Source organism: Staphylococcus sp. HMSC062H10 (assembly GCF_001836945.1).
GTDB classification, from domain to species: domain Bacteria; phylum Bacillota; class Bacilli; order Staphylococcales; family Staphylococcaceae; genus Staphylococcus; species Staphylococcus aureus.
On sequence record NZ_KV830993.1, the window covers coordinates 49779 to 69812 of the forward strand.

Annotated in this window: 18 protein-coding genes; 16 read left to right on the top strand and 2 right to left on the bottom strand. The window is 34.5% G+C overall.

From position 1 onward, the window contains the following. The 16 genes from adcA to nreC all read left to right on the top strand — a co-directional run. A partial coding sequence (gene adcA / locus HMPREF2658_RS10870; RefSeq protein WP_070854410.1) for a zinc ABC transporter substrate-binding lipoprotein AdcA occupies positions 1–1524 on the top strand: 1524 nt, incomplete at its 5' end. 185 nt (positions 1525–1709) lie between these two features. Beyond that, complete coding sequence (locus tag HMPREF2658_RS10875; RefSeq protein WP_000153343.1) at positions 1710–2177, top strand: SRPBCC family protein; 468 nt, start codon at positions 1710–1712, stop codon at positions 2175–2177. An 86-nt stretch (positions 2178–2263) separates the two neighbouring features. Next, complete coding sequence (locus HMPREF2658_RS10880; protein WP_000079140.1) at positions 2264–2446, top strand: hypothetical protein; 183 nt, start codon at positions 2264–2266, stop codon at positions 2444–2446. 203 nt (positions 2447–2649) lie between these two features. Then, a complete protein-coding gene (locus tag HMPREF2658_RS10885) occupies positions 2650–3474 on the top strand; it encodes a formate/nitrite transporter family protein (RefSeq protein WP_000594640.1) in 825 nt (274 codons plus the stop codon). Positions 3475–3707: 233 nt separating this feature from the next. After that, positions 3708–4244: a GNAT family N-acetyltransferase gene (locus HMPREF2658_RS10890; RefSeq protein WP_000169314.1), complete on the top strand. Its 537-nt coding sequence runs from the start codon at positions 3708–3710 to the stop codon at positions 4242–4244. Positions 4245–4471: 227 nt separating this feature from the next. Then, complete coding sequence (locus HMPREF2658_RS10895; protein ID WP_001014085.1) at positions 4472–5203, top strand: sirohydrochlorin chelatase; 732 nt, start codon at positions 4472–4474, stop codon at positions 5201–5203. Positions 5204–5265: 62 nt separating this feature from the next. Next, positions 5266–7671, top strand: coding sequence for a nitrite reductase large subunit NirB (gene nirB / locus HMPREF2658_RS10900; RefSeq protein ID WP_001118738.1), 2406 nt, complete (start codon positions 5266–5268; stop codon positions 7669–7671). A 3-nt stretch (positions 7672–7674) separates the two neighbouring features. Further along, positions 7675–7989 carry a nitrite reductase small subunit NirD gene (nirD, locus tag HMPREF2658_RS10905; RefSeq protein WP_000448228.1) on the top strand — a complete coding sequence of 105 codons (315 nt, stop codon included), beginning with the start codon at positions 7675–7677 and terminating at the stop codon, positions 7987–7989. Continuing rightward, positions 7980–8957: a uroporphyrinogen-III C-methyltransferase gene (gene cobA, locus HMPREF2658_RS10910; protein ID WP_000115657.1), complete on the top strand. Its 978-nt coding sequence runs from the start codon at positions 7980–7982 to the stop codon at positions 8955–8957. The genes nirD and cobA overlap by 10 nt, the downstream gene beginning before the upstream one ends. Positions 8958–9265: 308 nt before the next feature. Then, the gene (locus HMPREF2658_RS10915; protein ID WP_054194511.1) at positions 9266–12955 is read left to right on the top strand and encodes a nitrate reductase subunit alpha; all 3690 of its coding nucleotides are present in this window, start codon (positions 9266–9268) and stop codon (positions 12953–12955) included. Continuing rightward, positions 12945–14504 carry a nitrate reductase subunit beta gene (narH, locus tag HMPREF2658_RS10920; RefSeq protein ID WP_000692645.1) on the top strand — a complete coding sequence of 520 codons (1560 nt, stop codon included), beginning with the start codon at positions 12945–12947 and terminating at the stop codon, positions 14502–14504. The genes HMPREF2658_RS10915 and narH overlap by 11 nt, the downstream gene beginning before the upstream one ends. Next, positions 14497–15072 (top strand): nitrate reductase molybdenum cofactor assembly chaperone, encoded by a 576-nt coding sequence (gene narJ, locus HMPREF2658_RS10925; protein ID WP_000606763.1) that lies wholly within the window; start codon positions 14497–14499, stop codon positions 15070–15072. The genes narH and narJ overlap by 8 nt, the downstream gene beginning before the upstream one ends. Beyond that, entirely contained in the window at positions 15065–15742 is a 678-nt protein-coding gene (gene narI, locus HMPREF2658_RS10930; RefSeq protein WP_000934154.1) for a respiratory nitrate reductase subunit gamma, read from the top strand. Before narJ ends, narI begins: the two co-directional genes overlap by 8 nt. Positions 15743–15761: 19 nt before the next feature. Then, positions 15762–16214 (top strand): nitrate respiration regulation accessory nitrate sensor NreA, encoded by a 453-nt coding sequence (nreA, locus tag HMPREF2658_RS10935; protein ID WP_054194510.1) that lies wholly within the window; start codon positions 15762–15764, stop codon positions 16212–16214. 23 nt (positions 16215–16237) lie between these two features. After that, a complete protein-coding gene (gene nreB, locus HMPREF2658_RS10940) occupies positions 16238–17272 on the top strand; it encodes a nitrate respiration regulation sensor histidine kinase NreB (RefSeq protein WP_000606550.1) in 1035 nt (344 codons plus the stop codon). Between the two features lie 22 nt (positions 17273–17294). After that, positions 17295–17948 (top strand): nitrate respiration regulation response regulator NreC, encoded by a 654-nt coding sequence (nreC, locus tag HMPREF2658_RS10945; protein ID WP_000706314.1) that lies wholly within the window; start codon positions 17295–17297, stop codon positions 17946–17948. Between the two features lie 254 nt (positions 17949–18202). Here nreC and HMPREF2658_RS10950 read toward each other — a convergent pair whose 3' ends face one another. Both HMPREF2658_RS10950 and HMPREF2658_RS10955 read right to left on the bottom strand, forming a co-directional pair. Beyond that, on the bottom strand, positions 18203–18943 hold the full coding sequence (locus HMPREF2658_RS10950; protein ID WP_000332070.1) for a MerR family transcriptional regulator: 741 nt from the start codon (positions 18941–18943) through the stop codon (positions 18203–18205). Beyond that, entirely contained in the window at positions 18922–19836 is a 915-nt protein-coding gene (locus HMPREF2658_RS10955) for a DUF2268 domain-containing putative Zn-dependent protease (RefSeq protein ID WP_000276762.1), read from the bottom strand. The genes HMPREF2658_RS10950 and HMPREF2658_RS10955 overlap by 22 nt, the downstream gene beginning before the upstream one ends. Positions 19837–20034: the final 198 nt, after the last annotated feature.

Here is a 20034-nt window from a genome sequence, read left to right on the forward strand (position 1 = left end):
CTTCTTGTACCAGCCGTAACTTTATCATTAGCCGCATGTGGGAATGATGATGGAAAAGATAAAGATGGCAAGGTAACAATTAAAACGACAGTTTATCCATTGCAATCATTTGCAGAGCAAATTGGTGGAAAACACGTGAAGGTATCATCAATCTATCCAGCAGGGACAGATTTACATAGCTATGAACCAACACAAAAAGATATATTAAGTGCAAGCAAATCAGACTTGTTTATGTATACAGGGGATAATTTAGATCCGGTTGCTAAGAAAGTTGCATCTACTATCAAAGATAAAGATAAAAAACTGTCTTTAGAAGATAAATTAGATAAAGCAAAGCTTTTAACTGATCAACACGAACATGGTGAAGAGCATGAACATGAGGGACATGATCATGAGAAAGAAGAACATCATCATCATGGCGGATATGATCCACACGTATGGTTAGATCCTAAAATTAACCAAACTTTCGCTAAAGAAATTAAAGATGAATTAGTGAAGAAAGATCCAAAACATAAAGATGACTATGAGAAAAACTACAAAAAATTAAACGACGATCTTAAGAAAATTGATAACGATATGAAGCAAGTTACAAAAGATAAGCAAGGTAATGCAGTATTCATTTCACATGAATCAATTGGATACTTAGCTGATCGTTATGGTTTTGTTCAAAAAGGTATTCAAAACATGAATGCTGAAGATCCATCACAAAAAGAATTAACTAAAATTGTTAAAGAAATTAGAGATAGCAATGCAAAATATATTCTTTATGAAGATAATGTTGCGAATAAAGTGACTGAAACAATTCGTAAAGAAACAGATGCGAAGCCTTTAAAATTCTACAACATGGAGTCTTTAAATAAAGAACAACAGAAAAAAGATAATATTACGTATCAATCATTAATGAAATCGAATATTGAAAATATCGGTAAAGCTTTAGACAGTGGTGTTAAAGTGAAAGACGATAAAGCTGAAAGTAAACACGACAAAGCAATTTCTGATGGGTATTTTAAAGATGAGCAAGTTAAAGACCGTGAATTAAGCGATTATGCTGGTGAATGGCAATCTGTTTACCCTTACTTAAAAGACGGTACGCTTGATGAAGTGATGGAACATAAAGCTGAAAATGATCCGAAGAAATCTGCTAAAGATTTAAAAGCTTATTATGACAAAGGATATAAAACTGATATTACTAACATTGATATAAAAGGAAATGAAATTACATTTACTAAAGATGGTAAGAAACACACTGGTAAATATGAATACAATGGTAAGAAAACATTGAAATATCCTAAAGGTAACCGTGGCGTGAGATTTATGTTTAAATTGGTCGATGGTAATGATAAAGACTTACCGAAATTCATCCAATTTAGCGATCACAACATTGCACCTAAAAAGGCAGAACACTTCCATATCTTTATGGGTAATGATAATGACGCGTTATTAAAAGAAATGGATAACTGGCCAACATATTATCCTTCAAAATTAAATAAAGACCAAATCAAAGAAGAAATGTTAGCGCATTAATTCAACAGGTTTGCACACTCTACTCAACTGTTAATAGCTGAATAGAGTGTGTTTTTTATTTCGTAGTTATCAATTTCAACAGAGGGAATGATTAATATTACTATAGTTTATAACAAATGATTTGGTAACATATGTTACTCAATGCATGTTAAGATGAGTAAATATAAAAGATAGGGAGTGGGAAGATGACGATTAAAGTTGAAGATAATAAAATTATTTTTTCAAGAACGATAGAAGCACCGATTGAAAAGGTGTTTGATGCCTATACGACAAAAGCATTATTTGAAAAATGGTTTCATCCAAAAGACGCTAGTACCAAAGTGTTTCGCTTTAATGCTGTTTCAGGCGGTGATGCATTTTACGCGATTAAAACACCTACAATGACCAGCTATACATTAGCAGAATATAAAACGGTTAAGCGTCCATATTTAATTGAATATATTGACTCATTTGCGACACCTCAAGGTGCAAAAGATACGAAAATGCCAAGCATGAAGATTACTTTGTCATTTTCCGAGAGCAATACAACGAAAACGACAGTGACATCAACATCGGTATTTCCAACAAAAGAAGCCGCTCAACAAGTCATAAACATGGGTGTTGAGCAAGGGATGAATCAAACATTAGATCAACTTGATGCTTTATTGAAATAAAGTTGTTGAAAATATGTAAAAAATTTTATATGCCATTCAGTTTATAATAATAACGTAATATTATTAATTGAATGAAGGGTGATTCGATGGCACAACGTTACATTAAAGTATTAATATTATATATTTTTACAACGCTTTTATCTTCAATTACTGTTACTTCGAAATGTGTACCAAATAAAGTTGTTAGATTTATTTTGCGTACAGTCGTAGGCTACGGTATATTTGCATATGGTTTACATTACTTTTCAAATTTAAAAAAGAATAAGTAATACTTTACATAAAGCGAGATGAGCGCAATTAAAATGATACCAATTGTTTTATGTCGCGATATCTATCTCGCTATTTTTATGAGTAAATATTAGTTTTGAATTGGTAAAAAGAATTTTCTGAATTTTAATCTATGAATTACATCTAAATACTAATATAATTAATAGGTAAAATTTATTTGATAATAGTAAATGGGGGAAGTGCTGTGATAAAAAATAATAAAACAGTTGAAGATACGTATTCAACTAAAGCAATCGTAGACTCAATATCATCATCTGTTCAAATGAAACAAGTGATGGTACAGCAAACACCAGGACGATACATGCTTAAATCTATGATGGCAGGTTTCTTATTGTCCATTGTTACTGTTTTTATGTTTGGTATTAAAACACAATTCGCAAGTACACATGTTGATGGTCTCATTAATTTAATGGGAGCAATTGCTTTCAGCTTAGGATTGGTCTTGGTTGTACTAACGAATTCTGAATTATTAACAAGTAATTTTATGTATTTTACAGTTGGCTGGTATTATAAAGTTGTTTCTCTTAATAAGATGATGTGGATTTTATTATATTGTTTCCTTGGAAATATTTTAGGTGGTTTTGTATTATTCTTCTTAATGAAATATGCACATGTTATGACACCAGAAATGACACAAGCCTTAACTGCCTTAGTTCAGAAAAAGACAGTCGATTCGACTTGGTTGAATATTTTTACAAAAGGTATTTTCTGTAACTTCTTTATTAATATCGGTATTTTTATTTCTATGCAATTCAAAGGCGGATTGACAAAAGCATTTTTCATTGCTTGTGGTGTTATAGTCTTTGTATACATGGGATATGAGCACGTTGTATTCAATGCTGGTTTATATGCAGGTATGGTGTTCTTCAACCTTGATGCTGTATCTTGGTTACATGTATTAAAAAATATCGTTTTTGCATTCCTTGGTAACTTTGTAGGTGGCGGTATTTTTGTAGGACTTGTTTATGCATTTTTAAATGGTAAGCGTAATCGTTTAGAGCAACAGTAATTAAGATGTAGTGATTAAATAGCGTAACAATGAATCAACCTTCTAAACCATTCATGAATTTGAATGGTTTTTTTACGTTAAGAGAGTGAATTTTAATATGATTAATGCGAGTATTGGTTTACTCAGCTGAAGCATACCTTCTGACATATGATAAATTTATTGGTACACTTTGATGGATATTTATTTTAAAAACAAAATATGGTTAAATCATTTTAAAAAAAGTGGGGATTAATATGACAAAAACAATGATTCGACTCGCAAATGAAAATGATGCAGAAGTGCTACATCAATTAATGCATGAAGCATTCACACCTCTTAGAGAACTAGGTATTGATTGGCCTTCGGTTAATGCTAATTTAGATGCTGTTAAAGAAAATATAGATAAAAATACTACATTTGTCATGACCATTGATGATGAAATTATATCTACGATTACGGTTAGATATCCTTGGGGAAGTGTGAAAAGCATTTCGGGCTATCCTTTTGTCTGGTGGTTTGCGACAAATCCTGAGTATGAAGGGAAAGGCTATGGTAGCCAATTACTTACTTATGTTGAAGAAGCATTTTTGCGAGATACGTTAAAGTCAGCGGCAGTTACTTTAGGTACATCTGCAAGATTGCATCCGTGGTTACTTAAAATTTATGAAAAAAGAGGTTATGAAATATACAGCGAACATGAAAATGATGATGGCGATTTAGGTGTGATCATGCGCAAAGTATTGATACCCGAGCGCTTTGATGAAACAATATTAGGCCAACCACCATTTTAAGATAATAATATACACTACAAGCGACCGATATATTGATGCTTGCTCAAATAAATGTTGAGTAGGGATTCATATATGGTCGCTTTTTTGATTTAACAAAAAGGGAAAATGTATAAGGAATATGCATGACTACAGGCATCAGGGAATTCCCTGATTTTACACTATAATGTGATTCTTTTCACAAAAACGAAATGATTTGGTATACAATACGTGTGAAAGGGTTGGTAAATGTGAATGGGAATATCATTGTTGCACATGGCATGAGGCGCGGTCGGCAGAATCAAGCGTTAGAAGCGTTTATATCTGAATTAGTAAAAGATGACATACATCATTACCATATTGCATTTTTAGAAAGTGAGCATCAGGATTTAGAAACAGTAATGACAACGTTGATTCAAAGTGGCGTTAAACAGCTTAAGGTTGTACCTTTGCTTCTCTTTAGTGCCATGCATTATCTCAAGGATATACCGAATATCGTTCATGAAATGAAACGACGGTATCCAGACATAAAGGTAGAAGTAAGCGAGCCACTTGGCACACATCCTTTAATGAGACGATTAATTGAACAACGTATTTGTGACGCATTAGCAGGTGACGAACAACAAGTTGGAGTTGTCGTTGTTGCGCATGGCAATATTAATGGCAAGTTTACAAAAGCACATGAAGAGTTACAGACATGCGTTCAACATTTGCAGATTAATAAACCTACTTATGCGAGAACGCTATATGGTGAAATTAGTTTTATACATGATTTAGAAGATATTGCGAGACAGTATCAAAAATTAATTGTCGTACCTTTATTTTTATATGACGGAAGACTTGTTAACAAAGTGAAGCAGCAAATGAGTGACATGGCTATTAATACAGATATACACATCACACCTTCAATTAACTTCGACCCAATTTTAAAGCAAATTATTAAAGATAGATTAGAAAGCTTAATGATTCCAATGAAAATATAAAAGCACAAACGAAATTTAAAACCTTTTTGAAATAAATATTATGAAGTAAAGGGGCATATTTTATGGCAAAGCAAAAACTAGTAATGATTGGTAACGGTATGGCGGGCATTCGAACAATCGAAGAAATATTAGAGCGTGCCAACGATTTATATGATATTACGGTAATAGGTAAAGAACCTTATCCAAACTATAACCGCATCATGCTTTCAAATATTTTACAAAATAAAATGACAGTTGAAGAAACAATTATGAATCCATATGAGTGGTATGAGAAACACGATATTAAGTTAATTACCAATGATCCAGTAGTTGACGTGGATAGAGCAAATCAAAATGTAACGACTGCAAATGGTATTGAAGTATCATACGATAAATTGATTTTTGCGACAGGTTCTAAAGCATTCGTCATTCCAGTTCCAGGTTCGACATTACCGAGTGTAATTGGTTGGAGAACGATTGATGATACTGAACAAATGATGAACATTGCTAAGACTAAAAAGAAAGCAATTGTAATTGGTGGAGGCTTACTAGGTTTAGAGTGTGCACGTGGTTTATTAGATCAAGGTATGGAAGTAACGGTGTTACATTTAGCTGAATGGTTGATGGAAATGCAGCTAGACCGTAAAGCTGGAAATATGCTTAAAGCAGATCTAGAAAAGCAAGGTATGAAGTTTGAAATGCAAGCCAACACAACTGAAATCTTAGGAGAAGATGATGTTGAAGGTGTTAAATTAGCAGATGGACGTGAAATTCCAGCAGACTTAGTTGTCATGGCGGTTGGTATCAGACCGTATACTGAAGTTGCAAAAGAATCAGGTTTAGAAGTTAATCGAGGTATTGTAGTCAATGATGTGATGCAAACAAGTGATAATAACATATATGCTGTCGGTGAATGTGCAGAACATAATGGTAAAGTTTATGGTTTAGTTGCACCTTTATATGAACAAGGTAAAGTATTGGCAGATTATTTAACGAATAAAGAAACAGATGGATACAAAGGTTCCACTACATTTACATCATTAAAAGTTTCTGGTTGTGACCTATATAGTGCTGGTCAAATTGTTGAAAATGCTGAAATCAAAGGTATTGAAATATTTAATAGTGTTGATAATAACTATAAAAAAGTATTTTTAAAAGACGGTAATGTAGTTGGTGCAGTACTATATGGTGATATCGATGATGGTTCACGCTTTTATAACATGATGAAAAAGGGTGAATCAACAGAAGATTATACGCTTGTATCATTACTTACTAAAGGTGGAGAAGAGGCATCGCTATCAATTGCTGATATGGCTGATGATGAAACAATTTGTGGCTGTAATGGTGTCGATAAAGGCACGATAGTAAATGCAATTACGGAAAATGGTTTTACTACAGTTGAAGAAGTTACGGCTAAAACGAAAGCAGGTAATTCATGTGGTAAATGTAAACCGCAAATCGCTCAAATCTTACAGCATACGTTGGGCGATGACTTTGTTGCTGCTAAACCTGCAGGTATATGTGGTTGTACTGATTTGACACGTGATCAAATTGTTACTCAAATACGAGCGAAAGGTTTAAAAACATCTAAAGAAGTTCGACATGTTTTAAACTTTAAAAACAAAGGTGGATGTCCAAAATGTCGACCTGCGATTAACTATTATTTGAATATGGTTTATCCACATGATCATGAAGATGAAAGAGAATCAAGATTTGCTAACGAACGTTACCATGCGAATATTCAAAATGATGGTACATTTTCTGTTATACCTCAAATGCGTGGGGGTGTTACAGATGCAGACCAACTGATTCGTCTCGGAGAAGTGGCTAAGAAATATCATGTGCCACTAGTTAAAGTGACAGGTTCGCAACGTGTTGGTTTGTATGGAGTTAAAAAAGAAGAATTACCAAATATATGGGAAGACCTAGGTATGCGTTCAGCATCAGCTTATGGTAAGAAAACACGCTCAGTTAAAAGCTGTGTTGGTAAAGAGTTTTGTCGATTTGGTACACAATATACGACACGACTTGGTATTCGTTTAGAAAAAACATTTGAATACATCGATACACCTCATAAATTCAAAATGGGTGTATCGGGCTGCCCAAGAAGTTGTGTTGAATCAGGTGTTAAAGATTTTGGTATTATCTCAGTTGAAAATGGATTCCAAATCTATATCGGTGGTAATGGTGGTACAGAAGTTGAAAAAGCTGAATTTTTAACAACTGTAGAAACAGAAGATGAAGTAATCAAATTATGTGGTGCTTTGATGCAATATTATCGCGAGACAGGTATTTATGCTGAAAGAACAGCACCGTGGTTAAGAAGACTAGGGTTTGAAAATGTTAAAGAAGTGTTGCTTGATCCAGAAAGACAGAATGAATTATTTGAACGTATTATGGATGCTAAAAAAGCAGTCGAAGCTGAACCTTGGGAAGCAATCACTAGTAATGCGCAAGCTCGAAAAATCTTTGAAGTGGAGAAGGTGTAATACATGGAAACGAAAGAGAAAATCAAAGTGACAACTTTAGATGAATTGACACCCTTAATTGGTAAAAAGGTTATTGTCAAAGGCAAAGAAATAGGATTGTTTTTAACTGAAAGTGGTACAATTCACGCGATTCACAATGTTTGTCCGCATAAACAAGGTCCATTGTCAGAGGGAACAGTGAGTGGTGAATATGTATTCTGTCCACTCCATGATCAAAAGATTGATTTAAATACTGGGATTGTACAAGAACCTGATGAAGGTTGTGTAGATGTATATGAGGTAGAAGTTACAGACGGGAACGTATATATATGTCTGTAAATGGTTACGGCAAGGTTTACTTGATAGGTGCGGGTCCTGGTAATCCTAACTATTTAACTAAAAAGGCTGAGCGTTTAATACGTGAAGCGGATGTTATTCTATATGATCGATTAGTGAATCCGTTGATTTTACAATATTCGAAGTCGACAACTGAGATTATAGATGTTGGTAAAAAGCCATATGCAAAACACATTCAGCAAGAAAAAATAAATGAATGTATCGTGGAAGCAGCACGTCGCTATAATAAGGTTGTGAGGCTTAAAGGTGGCGACCCAGCAATATTTGGACGAGTTCAAGAAGAAGTTGACACACTAAACAACTTTAATATTGCGTTTGAAATTGTACCTGGTGTGACATCTGCGAGTGCTGCAGTTGCTACGATGCAAACAGGATTAACGATGCGTGCTGTTGCTAAAAGTGTTACATTTTCGACGGGGCATTTTAAAGATTCAGAAGAAAATGAAGTAGATGTCAACGCTTTAGTAAATGGTGGTACGTTGGCGATATATATGGGAGTTAAACGTTTAGGTAAAATTATCGCCCAGATACAACAGTACACAGATATTGATTATCCGATAACGATTGTTTTTCAAGCATCTTGTTTTAATGAATTCGTCGTTAAAGGGCGCTTAAGTAATATTGTTGGGAAATTGGAGCATTACGCAATTGAAGCAAAACCAGGTATATGTATTATAGGTGAAGTAGTGGGTTATACTGAAAATGTCTCAACAACTTCTAATCCGGATCAGCAATTTTATGTAGTAAGTGGTGTTAAGCATGATGCCCTTATGCTTTGCGAACGACTATATGACAAAGGTTATGGATGCTTGCTAAACCCAAATGATACATCGAATGACACATATCATTCGTCGCAATATGATTACTATGATGCGTTTATTAAGCAACAAGAAAATGTAACATATATTTCAACCGATCGTGCAGATACTAATACAGTGTTATGTCACTAATTTATAAAAAATAAATGAATAAGTAAGGTTTCAACCGAGAGAATATATTCGTGTTGAAGCCTTATTTGTCGTTGTGCCAAATTTGAACGATTTAGATTAGCAATAAGTATGACCACACATGATTGTGTATTATTTCAATGAAATCCCGTTATTGATAGGGAGATTCCTATATTTATTAGGTAATTCCCTAATATTCTGCGATTGTGAAAAAATGTACAATCTAATTAAAGCAATAGTCTTGGGCATTTTAAAGTATTTAAAAACACGACATCTACACATCGTATTTTTATACGTAGGAGGATATAAATATGGGAAAATTTGGATTGAATTTCTTTAAGCCAACAGAAAAATTTAATGGGAATTGGTCGATCCTAGAAAGTAAAAGTAGAGAATGGGAAAAAATGTACAGAGAACGTTGGAGTCATGATAAAGAAGTAAGAACAACACATGGTGTTAACTGTACTGGATCATGTTCTTGGAAAGTCTTTGTGAAAAATGGTGTGATTACCTGGGAAAATCAACAAACTGACTATCCAAGTTGTGGTCCGGATATGCCTGAATATGAACCGAGAGGATGTCCAAGAGGTGCGTCATTCTCTTGGTATGAATACAGCCCACTTCGAATCAAATATCCATATATTCGTGGAAAACTCTGGGAATTATGGACTGAAGCATTAGAAGAAAACAATGGTAATCGCGTTGCTGCATGGGCGTCTATTGTTGAAAATGAAGACAAAGCCAAACAATATAAGCAAGCCCGTGGTATGGGTGGACATGTGCGTTCAAATTGGAAAGATGTTACGGATATTATCGCAGCACAATTACTATATACAATTAAAAAATATGGTCCTGACAGAATTGCTGGATTCACACCGATTCCAGCAATGTCGATGATCAGTTATGCAGCAGGTGCTCGATTCATCAATTTACTTGGTGGTGAAATGCTTAGTTTTTATGACTGGTATGCAGATTTACCACCGGCCTCTCCACAAATTTGGGGAGAACAAACAGACGTACCTGAATCAAGTGACTGGTATAACGCATCATACATTATTATGTGGGGGTCTAATGTACCACTAACGCGTACGCCAGACGCACATTTTATGACAGAAGTTCGCTACAAAGGAACAAAAGTTATTTCAGTAGCACCTGATTATGCAGAAAATGTGAAGTTTGCTGATAACTGGTTAGCACCGAATCCTGGTTCAGATGCTGCAATTGCTCAAGCAATGACACATGTTATTTTACAAGAGCATTATGTTAATCAACCGAATGAACGCTTTATTAATTATGCGAAACAATATACAGACATGCCATTTATCATCATGTTAGATGAAGATGAAAATGGATATAAAGCAGGTCGATTTTTAAGAGCAAGTGACTTAGGACAAACGACAGAGCAAAGTGAATGGAAACCGGTAATCTACGACACAATCAGTGACAGTATAGTGGTACCTAATGGCACAATGGGTCAACGTTGGGAAGAAGGTAAGAAATGGAACTTAAAACTAGAAACAGAAGATGGTTCTAAAATTAACCCTACATTATCAATGACAGAAGGTGGATATGAATTAGAAACAATTCAATTCCCATACTTTGATAGTGATGGAGATGGGATATTCAATCGCCCAATTCCAACTCGACAAGTCACTTTAGCAAATGGTGACAAAGTCCGTATTGCTACAATTTTTGACTTAATGGCAAGTCAATATGGCGTGCGTCGTTTTGATCATAAATTGGAATCAAATGGATACGACGATGCAGAATCAAAATATACACCTGCTTGGCAAGAAGCCATTTCAGGCGTAAAACAAAGTGTTGTCATTCAAGTAGCTAAAGAATTTGCTCAAAACGCTATCGATACTGAAGGGCGTTCAATGATTATCATGGGTGCGGGTATTAACCATTGGTTCAACTCAGATACGATTTATCGTTCAATCTTAAACTTAGTGATGTTATGTGGCTGTCAAGGTGTGAATGGTGGCGGTTGGGCTCACTATGTGGGACAAGAAAAATGTCGCCCGATTGAAGGATGGAGTACTGTCGCATTTGCGAAAGACTGGCAAGGACCACCACGTTTGCAAAACGGAACAAGTTGGTTCTATTTTGCGACAGACCAATGGAAATATGAAGAGTCAAATGTAGATCGTTTAAAATCTCCATTAGCTAAAACAGAGGAGTTAAAGCATCAACATCCAGCTGATTATAACGTGTTAGCAGCTAGACTTGGTTGGTTACCATCATATCCACAATTTAATAAAAATAGCTTGTTGTTTGCAGAAGAAGCTAAAGATGAAGGTATAGATTCAAATGAAGCGATTTTGCAACGCGCAATTGATGAAGTGAAATCAAAACAAACACAATTTGCAATAGAAGATCCTGATTTGAAAAAGAATCATCCAAAATCATTATTTATATGGCGTTCAAACTTAATTTCAAGTTCTGCAAAAGGTCAAGAATACTTTATGAAGCATTTACTTGGCACAAAATCAGGATTATTAGCTACACCAAATGAAGATGAAAAGCCAGAAGAAATTACGTGGCGTGAAGAAACAACAGGTAAGTTAGATTTAGTGGTCTCTTTAGACTTCAGAATGACGGCAACACCGTTATATTCTGACATTGTTTTGCCGGCAGCGACTTGGTATGAAAAACATGATTTATCATCAACGGATATGCATCCATATGTACATCCTTTCAATCCTGCTATTGATCCATTATGGGAATCACGTTCAGACTGGGATATTTATAAAACATTGGCAAAATCATTTTCAGAAATGGCAAAAGACTATTTACCTGGAACGTTTAAAGATGTTGTGACAACTCCACTTAGTCATGATACAAAGCAAGAAATTTCAACACCATACGGCGTAGTGAAAGATTGGTCGAAGGGTGAAATTGAAGCGGTACCTGGACGTACAATGCCTAACTTTGCAATTGTAGAACGCGACTACACTAAAATTTACGACAAATATGTCACGCTTGGTCCTGTACTTGAAAAAGGGAAAGTTGGAGCACATGGTGTAAGTTTCGGTGTCAGTGAACAATATGAAGAATTAAAAAGTATGTTAGGTACGTGGAGTGATACAAATGATGATTCTGTGAGAGTGAATCGTCCACGTATTGATACAGCGCGTAATGTAGCTGATGCAATACTAAGTATTTCATCTGCTACAAACGGAAAATTATCGCAAAAATCATATGAAGATCTCGAAGAACAAACTGGAATGCCGTTAAAAGATATCTCTAGGGAACGCGCTGCTGAGAAAATTTCGTTTTTAAATATAACTTCACAACCGCGAGAAGTCATACCGACAGCAGTATTTCCAGGTTCAAATAAACAAGGTCGACGATATTCACCATTTACAACGAATATAGAACGTCTAGTACCTTTTAGAACATTAACAGGACGTCAAAGTTATTATGTGGATCACGAAGTTTTTCAACAATTTGGGGAAAGCTTACCAGTATATAAACCGACATTGCCACCAATGGTATTTGGTAATAGAGATAAGAAAATTAAAGGTGGTACAGATGCTTTGGTACTGCGTTATTTAACGCCACATGGAAAATGGAATATACACTCAATGTATCAAGATAATAAGCATATGTTGACACTATTTAGAGGTGGTCCAACGGTTTGGATATCAAATGAAGATGCTGAAAAACACGATATCCAAGATAATGATTGGCTAGAAGTGTATAACCGTAATGGTGTTGTAACGGCAAGAGCAGTTATTTCGCATCGTATGCCTAAAGGTACAATGTTTATGTATCATGCACAAGATAAACATATTCAAACGCCTGGGTCAGAAATTACAGATACACGTGGTGGTTCACACAACGCGCCGACTAGAATCCATTTGAAACCAACACAACTAGTCGGAGGATACGCACAAATTAGTTATCACTTTAATTATTATGGACCAATTGGGAACCAAAGGGATTTATATGTAGCAGTTAGAAAGATGAAGGAGGTTAATTGGCTTGAAGATTAAAGCGCAAGTTGCGATGGTATTAAATTTAGATAAATGCATAGGATGCCATACGTGTAGTGTGACATGTAAAAACACTTGGACAAATCGTCCAGGTGCTGAGTACATGTGGTTCAACAACGTAGAAACGAAGCCAGGTGTAGGGTATCCGAAACGTTGGGAAGACCAAGAACACTACAAAGGTGGTTGGGTACTAAATCGTAAAGGGAAACTTGAATTAAAATCTGGAAGTAGAATTTCAAAGATTGCATTAGGTAAAATTTTCTATAATCCGGATATGCCACTAATTAAAGATTATTACGAGCCATGGAACTATAATTATGAACATTTAACAACTGCGAAATCAGGGAAGCATTCGCCAGTTGCTAGAGCGTATTCAGAAATTACAGGGGATAACATTGAAATTGAATGGGGACCTAACTGGGAAGATGACTTAGCAGGTGGTCATGTTACAGGTCCAAAAGATCCTAACATCCAAAAAATAGAAGAAGATATTAAATTCCAATTTGACGAAACTTTTATGATGTATTTACCACGTTTATGTGAACATTGCTTGAATCCAAGTTGCGTTGCCTCATGTCCTTCAGGTGCTATGTATAAACGTGATGAAGATGGCATTGTATTAGTTGACCAAGACGCATGTCGTGGATGGCGTTACTGTATGACAGGTTGTCCATATAAGAAAGTTTACTTCAATTGGAAAACGAACAAAGCTGAAAAGTGTACATTCTGTTTCCCGAGAATCGAGGCGGGTATGCCTACGGTATGCTCTGAAACTTGTACAGGACGTATGCGTTACTTAGGTGTTTTATTATATGATGCAGATCGAGTTCATGAAGCGGCTTCAGCAGTAGACGAGAAAGATTTATACGAAAAACAATTAGATATATTCTTAAATCCATTTGACGAAGAAGTCATTGCTCAAGCTGAAAAAGATGGTATTGGTTACGATTGGATTGAAGCTGCACAAAACTCTCCAATTTATAAGTTAGCAATTGAATATAAACTTGCATTTCCGTTACATCCTGAATTTAGAACGATGCCGATGGTTTGGTATTGCCCACCACTTAGCCCAATTATGAGCTATTTTGAAGGTAAAAATACAACTCAAAATCCAGATGCGATTTTTCCGGCTATTGAAGAAATGCGTTTACCAATTGAATACTTAGCTAATATTTTCACTGCAGGAGATACAGAACCAGTAAAAGGAGCCCTACAACGTATGGCAATGATGAGAAGTTATATGAGATCTCAAGTTACTCAACAGCCATTTGACACGTCTCGATTAGAGCGATTAGGTATAACGGAGCGCCAAACTAAAGACATGTATCGTTTATTAGGACTAGCAAAATATGAGGATCGATTCGTTATTCCAACGTCACATAAGGAAACATATTTAGATACGTATCATGCTCAAGGTAGTACGGGATATAACTATGGTGGCGAACACTTTGGTGATAACTGTGAAGGTTGTGGTGTTGCAGTAGGTTCAGGAAAAACTGGTCAAGAAATTTATAATGAGAATTTCTATGGAGGGATTTTCCGTGATTAATTTCGATAATTTTAAAAAGTATCAAGAAAGTTTTGGATATATAGCGCAACAGCTATGCTTTCCGGAAAAATTAACATTTCATCCAAAGACTTTTGAAGAAACAATTTCGAAGGATCATCCAGGGTATGACGATTTAATAGCATTTAGAAATGTAATGATGACATTTTCATTATCAGAAATCAAAGCGATTTATACAGATACATTTGATTTTACGAAAAAAGCACCATTATATATGACGTATAACAAATTTGATACGCAAAAAGAACGTGGGCAAATGTTAGCTAAATTAAAGGTATTATATGAAATGTTTGGACTAGAAATGGTAGATAATGAACTTTCTGATTATCTACCGTTGATGCTTCAATTTTTGCAAGTGGCAGAATGGCGAAATGATCCAAGAGCTGAAGAGAATATTCAATTAATCATTATGATTATTGAGGATGGAACGTATGTGATGGCGAATGCACTTGGTGAAGATAACAATCCATATGCCTATGTGATTCAAGCACTTAGAAAAACATTGAAATTATGTTTGACATCACCAAAAGGAGTGAAACATCATGCTTAATCAGTTTTTATGGGTTATATTTCCGTATTTATGTTTAGTTGTCTTTGTCGCAGGTCATATTGCACGTTACCGTTATGATAAATTTTCTTGGACGGCTAAATCTAGTGAACTAATAGAAAGAAAAAGGTTGATGTGGGGAAGCTTATTATTTCACTTAGGTATTATTCCGGTATTTTTTGGACATGTTGTAGGATTATTAATACCTAAGTCGTGGATGGATGCTGCCGGTGTGTCTGAGCATTTATATCATATTGGTGCTGTTTATATAGGGAGTATCTTTGGTATAATTACATTGGTAGGGATGTTTTTATTAACAGCGAGACGTGTTACTACGAAAAGTATTCGCAGATTAAGTTCAGCGTCCGATATCTTTGTTAACTTCTTATTATTACTTATTGTATTTATGGGATGTTATGCAACATTAGTAACAAACGTACAGCATCCAGATTTTAACTACAGAACTTCATTATCAATTTGGTTTAGACAATTATTTATGTTAAAACCAGATGCGTCATTGATGAGTGGTGTGCCGATTGCATTTAAAATGCATATATTGTTAGGTTTCACTATTATGGCTTGTTGGCCATTTACACGTTTGGTGCATGTTTGGAGTGTACCTTTGACATATATAAATCGCAGATATATTATTTACCGTAAGAATAAAGTGTAAGTATAAGAGGTGAAAGGATTTGACACCAGAAGCAATTATTGAAGATCGTAGATTTCAAGAGACATTAGATAAAATACGCAAAGAAGAAGGTTATGATTTTGCGGCAATCGCTTTCTATGAATCTAACAAACCATCATCTCCAATAAAATGGCACTATGTTTCAGGTAATAAAAATAATCGGTTTAAATTAATTATTTTAAGAAAAGGCCGTGGATTAGCTGGAACTGTTATGAAAACAGGGAAGCGTATGATTATAGCTAATGTCGGTTTAGCATTGGGATCAGAAGAAAAGATTGACTATCCAATTTTATTAAGCGAATCATTAACAGCAGTCTTAGCTGTACCGCTTTGGTACAAAAATCAAGTGTATGGTGTACTATTATTTGGTCAAAGAGATGGACGTCCTTTACCAAAAATATTTGATAACGATGATATTCAACGCAAATTTGGTATTTTCAATGATGATAAATAATGAGATGAATTAGGGTGTAGGTCATGATTAATGAGGACAGTATACAATTAGAAGCTTTATTAAAAAAATACTATGAACATTCAATCGAAAAAATAGTATTTGCCGACGATAGTGGTAAAATTATTGCGATGAATGATGCAGCTAAAGATATATTATCCGAAGAAGATAATTATAGTGCAGTAGCGAATGCGATTTGTCACAGATGTGAAGGGTATACGAATGCCTATGATGTACAATCATGTAAAGATTGTTTCTTAGAGTCCATGCAAGTACAAGCTACGAATTTTCAAGTGTTTATGAAGACGAAAGATCAAAAAGTGATGCCGTTTACTGCAACTTATCAGCTTATTGATCAGGATAGAGGGATTCATGCATTTACGCTTCAAAATGTCTCATCACAAATTGAACAACAAGAAAAATTGCATCAACAACGTATGATGCGTAAAACGATTTCCGCACAAGAAAATGAGCGAAAACGAATTTCTAGGGAATTACATGATAGTGTGATTCAAGAAATGCTCAATGTAGATGTTCAATTGCGATTGTTGAAATATCAAGAAGATACAGCAAAGCTTTTGGAAGACGCAGAAAATATTGAATACATTGTCGCTAAATTAATCGATGATATACGTAATATGTCGGTGGAATTAAGACCAGCCTCTTTGGATGATTTAGGCCTTGAGGCAGCGTTTAAATCATATTTTAAACAATTTGAAGAAAATTATGGGGTTAAAATCATATATACTTCCAATATTAAAAATACCCGTTTTGATAGTGATATTGAAACGGTTGTTTACCGAGTAGTACAAGAAGCTATTTTAAATGCGTTGAAATACGCTGATGTAAATGAAATAAATGTAGGTATCCGTCAAACTGGGCGCCATTTGGTTGCTGAAGTAATAGATGCGGGAAATGGTTTTGATCCAAGTTCTAAGCCTAAAGGTTCTGGACTCGGTTTATATGGAATGAATGAACGAGCTGAATTAGTCAGTGGTAGCGTCAACATCGAAACGAAAATTGGTGAGGGCACCAATGTTACACTGAACATTCCAATTTGAAACATACATTGGGGGAATAAAATTGAAAATAGTCATTGCCGATGATCACGCTGTTGTCCGCACGGGATTCTCTATGATTTTAAATTATCAAAATGATATGGAAGTTGTTGCAACAGCTGCAGATGGTGTCGAAGCTTATCAAAAAGTAATGGAATATAAACCTGATGTGTTACTAATGGATTTAAGCATGCCACCAGGTGAGTCAGGTCTTATCGCTACGAGTAAAATTGCTGACAGTTTTCCTGAAACTAAAATTTTAATATTAACCATGTTTGATGATGAAGAGTACTTGTTCCATGTGTTGCGTAATGGTGCGAAAGGTTACATATTGAAAAATGCACCTGATGAACAATTATTGTTAGCTATTCGAACGGTATATAAAGGTGAAACATATGTAGATATGAAACTTACAACATCTTTAGTGAATGAATTTGTATCTAATTCAAATCAGGACACTGCAAACACATCAGATCCTTTTAAAATCTTATCAAAACGAGAACTAGAAATATTGCCACTTATTGCCAAAGGTTACGGGAATAAAGAAATTGCAGAGAAGTTATTTGTTTCTGTAAAGACAGTAGAGGCACATAAAACGCATATTATGACAAAGCTTGGCTTGAAAAGTAAACCAGAGCTCGTTGAATATGCATTGAAAAAGAAATTATTAGAGTTTTAGAGTTTGAAATTAATACCATACAAAGCGCCAGAGGAAACGGGGAATCTTCTGGCGCTTTTGTATGTTTCGAAATATATTTTTTTATAACCGTATGAAAGCTAATACTTTCTCCTTTTGGAAAGCCATACTTATTTTATTGGAAACGGAATAACTTTTAATATAGTTATTGATATAGAGAATAAATGAGTAGTTGTTTATTTTGGACATGACATGTTAGTTAGGGTGTATTCAGTGTTTTAGTCTCTATGTGAGGATTAAAAATTGTCTTTCTTATTCTCATTGCTCAAAAAATAATTAACAGCTTCTGAAATATATGATGCTAAATTTTGATTATCATATGAATTAAAGTAATCTTTGAAACGCGTATCATTTTCATATGTTTTAGCAATACAGCATAATGTTTCATCATCAAAATCAGCGATTGTGTTCATAAAAGATTTCCATTCTGCCACGATATCATTACAGTTTTGGATAGGAAAGTGACTCAAAGACATTTGATTGAATTGATTGAAGATCGTTGTCAATTTCTGTCTGATATCCTGTGATTGTAAGTTATCTTGACGGTTAATAAATGATTGATATGCCTTCGTATGACCATACTTTATAGATGCTTCTTTATCATACTGTGTCTGTAGTGACTTGTTTAAAATGCTGGTATCTATTAGAGAGTGTCCTTTAATAAATTCACATACAGAGCGTCTAATTAATTGTAATTCAGAAATCTTTTTATCTAACTTGCTTACTTGCTCTGATAATAACTGGCGCATTTGTTCATTATCATATGAAATGTATTGTTTTATTTTAGCGATATCAAAATCAAAAGACTTGAGTATTAAAATTTTTTGTAATTTTTCTAAGTCTTGCTGTTTATAAACGCGATAATTTTTATCATTTTTATCTGGAACTAATAATCCTATTTCATCGTAATAATGTAAAGTTCGTTTAGTTACACCTGTAATTTCAATAATATCTTTTAAAGTGTATGTGTATGCCAAAATTCAGTCACCTCATTTATTATTTTTTGTGCTGGAAGTGTTGTGGCAACTTCAATAGGTATGTTTGTTTTTTGTAAAAAGTATTTCACCAAGTGATAGCCACATGCATACCCGGCAGCATGAGATAAGCCAACGATAGACCTACCTTGAAGTTTATTAATATCATCACCATAGAGAAAAGGCATCGATTCAAATATATGCTTTAAATGTAAATGATTATAAATAGTATTTTTAATTTTTACGTTATCACGACTCCAATTAGTATTTGTTACCCAAGGTCCAATATGCGCTTTACCATACAATGATTCTACATAGTTTTCAGCTAATCCTTCTGCGATAATCAATTCAATCAAACTTCCGCCATCCCAATCAATATATTGATAGCGCATATTATGATTTACTTCATGTGCAATTAAGCTTTTCATAGAATTAATTGTACTTGTACTCGGCACTAAATAAATCATAATATAACCTGGTATGCCACCATCACCACCGCGATTTTTATTTAGATACATAAGTGGTTTTTGGCTATCTCCAAGTAATACTGTGAAATGATAGTTAGAAACTTGAGATGAGATACTATAATTTGCAAATTGATCTATAGCAGCTTTTAAATGTTTTTCGCAATTACTCCAGAAATCATTATTCAGGTATTGTATTGATATTTGGTCAGTTTCAACCAGTTCTTTGGGTGGAATTTGAAAGGCATTTAAAAATTGAATCGCACTCATTGTCTGTTTGGCATCATTATAAATAGGCATCTGTTGCACCTCAAATTTCTTTTTAAAAGGTACTAATATTTCTTTAGTGAAAATTGAATCACGGTCCTTTAATGGTGCCTTGAGTATATTCTTATAGACTGAATCTGATCTAATAATATTGATTTTATACATGATAAACCTCCTTACGTTGTAAGAATAAAGGGTAACGTAACGTGATTTTCAAGCAGTAATTGTAACTAATTGAAAAAGTTTTAAGAAAAGTATGTGAGTGTTCCTTAATAATCTGATTAAAATGATGACAAAATAGTGTCTAAATGCATCGTAAAGGGACATTGTATAGGGGAAATTACACCATAAATAAGGGAAAAT